The following is a 2,700-nucleotide window of genomic DNA, read 5'->3' as shown; positions in this document are numbered from 1 at the left end:
TAAGAATGGTTTTTTCTGAAAAAACCTAACGCAAAAATAGGATTTTCTGTCAACTTAATTTAGATGCGTTTACCCTGACCTTCCTGACGATAAACTGTAACAGTTTCTTCATCCAAATCGATCTAAATTCCTACTTGCGCTCCGAGCTCTATAAAATTCTTAATCTTTTTTCTAGCGGTTTAATGCGAGCGCTCTGTGATTTAATTTCTACTACCAAGTCTGGGACTAATCTTCCGAAATAACGGGGACTTTGCCTGAGACGTGCGGCTCGGACAAAAGAAACATCAGGTGCTGTGAGGTTAGCATCAGGTAAAATAAAGCCCCCTGCAGAGTCGAAAACTCGACTTAAACGGCGGGGATTCACCCAAACGAAGAGAAAGGCACTCTAGCGAATGCCAATTTCACTAGATACAATGTCTGACGGCCCCACAATGATAATCTTCCCGCTTTCTAGTTCAACTTGCTAGTCTTGACGGGCTTCTTTGAAGGTTTTTTGGACTTTTTCTAAGTCTTTGACTCTCATCACATTGGTTATTCCTTAAATGGTTAGGTGCGTCAGTCGCTAGCATATTCACAATTAGCAGAATTATACGGAGCTGACGCACCCTACAGTTTGATTATTCCTTGGCAGAAAAGGAGTTGCCGCAGCTACAGCTTTGGGCGGCATTGGGATTGTGAAATCGGAAACCTCCCCCCATCAAGTCTTCTGAATAATCCAAGGTGAGCTCATTGAGATATTTTAAGTGCTGGGAGTCGATCGCAACTTCAATTCCCTCCGACTCGCATACAGCGTCTTCTGGGGCTGGCGCATCGTCAAATGCCATTGTATAAGACAAACCGGAGCAGCCGCTCGATTCCACGCCCAGACGAAATAAAGCATTGGGGTTCGGATGCTTCGACTTGAGGCGCGTTACTTCTGTTGCTGCTGTTTTGCTCAGATGAATCATTATGAGTAATTGGTAATTGGTAATTCGTAATTGGGAAGTAATGTTGAGTTTTGAAAATGTAGAATGTGCCTAGGCGTGTACCTTACCCGGAGAATGTAAAGTGCGCCGGGCCGCGCACCTTACCCCTATATTTTTAGCAACTTGAGTTACTTAGCCTTTTCATTACGAGCATAATCGTCTTGAAAGCGGATAATATCATCTTCTCCGAGATATTCGCCATTCTGCACCTCAATTAAAACCAGGGGGATAACTCCCGGATTTTCCAGGCGGTGAGAAGTGCACTGAGGAACGTAGGTAGACTGATTTGTAAACAGAACTTGTTCAGTTTCGCCACAAGTAACTTTTGCAGTACCAGAAACCACAATCCAGTGTTCGCTGCGGTGGTGGTGCATTTGCAGGCTGAGGCGGTGTCCTGACTTAACTTCGATCCGCTTAATTTTATATCCGGGGCCTTCTTCTAGAGTCGTAAATGAGCCCCAAGGCCGCAATTCTGTAGCGGCTACTGCGTTGGGTGCTGCAGGTGCGTGCAGAGTAGATACTTGAGAAATTTCTTGAATCTGAACCATGATTTTTACTCCTTGAGGATTGCTTGCTGAATCCTTTGGTAAACGACGTTGTTTTTTGAGATTAACTAATCTATAGTTAAAACCGAAGCCCACCTGCGGGAACCGCTTAGGGGACTGTAGATTTTTGCACTTTTGTCTGCTTGGCCCGATCGACTTGCCTTAACAACCATAGCAAAACCAACATAGCTGTTGTCACCCGGTATTCGCTCGATCGCCCCAATCTACATCAAATCTTCATAGAAAGGGCGCTGGTTGTTGAATATTGATTAAAGGTGAATCCTAATCCAACTCTTGAGACTGCTGTTGCAAAACTTCTAGCATCTGGTTAGAGATAATGACCATGGGATATACCGCCCGCAACAGCAGCAGATTCATCAATAGCCGCCCGTTGGGTTCGTTACCATCCCGAAATGGATGAATCGAAACAAAGCGAAGATGTGCTTTAGCTGCCAACTCTAGCGGATGTAACGATCTGATTTTATCACTGTTGAGCCATTGGATAAATTCCGGCATCAAACCCGAAAGCAAATAATGAGGCGGATAGAGGTATTCGGTACCGGCGGCTTTGAGTTCTAACTGCCGATAGCGTCCAGCTTCCTCCGGGGCGATCGCCCTTATAATTAAGTTGTGAATTTGTTTAATTTCCCATTCACCGATCGCAGTGTCCGATCGCATTAGCCTTTCAATCTAGTCGATCGCATCTCGATGTCCTATGACTTCTAGGCGTTCTCGCCAAGTTTTGCCACCTACAGTGATGCCGATTTTAGAACTAATTCGGTTTCGCGCTGTGTCAAAGTATTTCCCTCCAGCGCATTGGAGTGATAAGTAAACCGAACGTCATAGAGTTTTTTCAATTCTGCAACCAGGGTGGGAGAAAGCGGCCGAAAGCTATCTAACCAGGCTTTGAGTCGATCGACTTTTTGCAATTTTTCAGAAAGATTCATTGCTGGTGAGAAGGCACAATGCTGGTGGAGAATGTCACCCAGACGCTGAGGATAAAGTCGGACTAGGGTGCATCTCACTTTTGCAAATATATGAAAAAAGGGCGAAAATGAAAAAGCTAGTAAAACTGTGAAAAAAGATGAGGGAAAAAAATGACACCCGAAGACGAAAAGCGCCTAAAAGCACACTTAAAAGAGGTAGCATCCATTCTTTACAGAAATACAGATTCAACCGAACTGTCAAAT

5 protein-coding genes are annotated in these 2,700 nt (G+C 44.5%); all 5 read right to left on the bottom strand.

Going from position 1 to position 2,700, the window contains the following annotated elements; all coding sequences use genetic code 11:
* Positions 1–148: 148 nt before the first annotated feature.
* The 5 genes from QUA47_RS30660 to QUA47_RS30640 all read right to left on the bottom strand — a co-directional run bounded on the left by QUA47_RS30660 (position 149) and on the right by QUA47_RS30640 (position 2,535).
* Positions 149–364, bottom strand: a complete 216-nt coding sequence (locus tag QUA47_RS30660; protein ID WP_333433600.1) for a Uma2 family endonuclease — start codon at positions 362–364, stop codon at positions 149–151.
* A 253-nt stretch (positions 365–617) separates the two neighbouring features.
* The gene (locus tag QUA47_RS30655; protein WP_333433599.1) at positions 618–947 is read right to left on the bottom strand and encodes an iron-sulfur cluster assembly accessory protein; all 330 of its coding nucleotides are present in this window, start codon (positions 945–947) and stop codon (positions 618–620) included.
* A 146-nt stretch (positions 948–1,093) separates the two neighbouring features.
* The gene (locus QUA47_RS30650; RefSeq protein WP_333219561.1) at positions 1,094–1,513 is read right to left on the bottom strand and encodes a cupin domain-containing protein; all 420 of its coding nucleotides are present in this window, start codon (positions 1,511–1,513) and stop codon (positions 1,094–1,096) included.
* Positions 1,514–1,792: 279 nt separating this feature from the next.
* The gene (locus QUA47_RS30645; RefSeq protein ID WP_333433598.1) at positions 1,793–2,188 is read right to left on the bottom strand and encodes a Fic family protein; all 396 of its coding nucleotides are present in this window, start codon (positions 2,186–2,188) and stop codon (positions 1,793–1,795) included.
* Positions 2,189–2,259: 71 nt separating this feature from the next.
* Positions 2,260–2,535 carry a hypothetical protein gene (locus QUA47_RS30640; RefSeq protein WP_333433597.1) on the bottom strand — a complete coding sequence of 92 codons (276 nt, stop codon included), beginning with the start codon at positions 2,533–2,535 and terminating at the stop codon, positions 2,260–2,262.
* Between the last annotated feature and the right edge of the window lie 165 nt (positions 2,536–2,700).

This window comes from Microcoleus sp. MON2_D5 (assembly GCF_036701905.1).
In the GTDB taxonomy this organism is placed as follows: domain Bacteria; phylum Cyanobacteriota; class Cyanobacteriia; order Cyanobacteriales; family Microcoleaceae; genus Microcoleus.
Note: the sequence above shows the minus strand (reverse complement) of the source record. Positions and strands in the feature narration are given on the sequence as shown.

Excerpts from the sequence above, each read along its gene's own strand:
- QUA47_RS30655 (WP_333433599.1), bottom strand. The coding sequence starts at position 947 with ATGATTCATCTGAGCAAAACAGCAGCAACAGAAGTAACGCGCCTCAAG.
- QUA47_RS30650 (WP_333219561.1), bottom strand. The coding sequence starts at position 1,513 with ATGGTTCAGATTCAAGAAATTTCTCAAGTATCTACTCTGCACGCACCT.
- QUA47_RS30645 (WP_333433598.1), bottom strand. The coding sequence starts at position 2,188 with ATGCGATCGGACACTGCGATCGGTGAATGGGAAATTAAACAAATTCAC.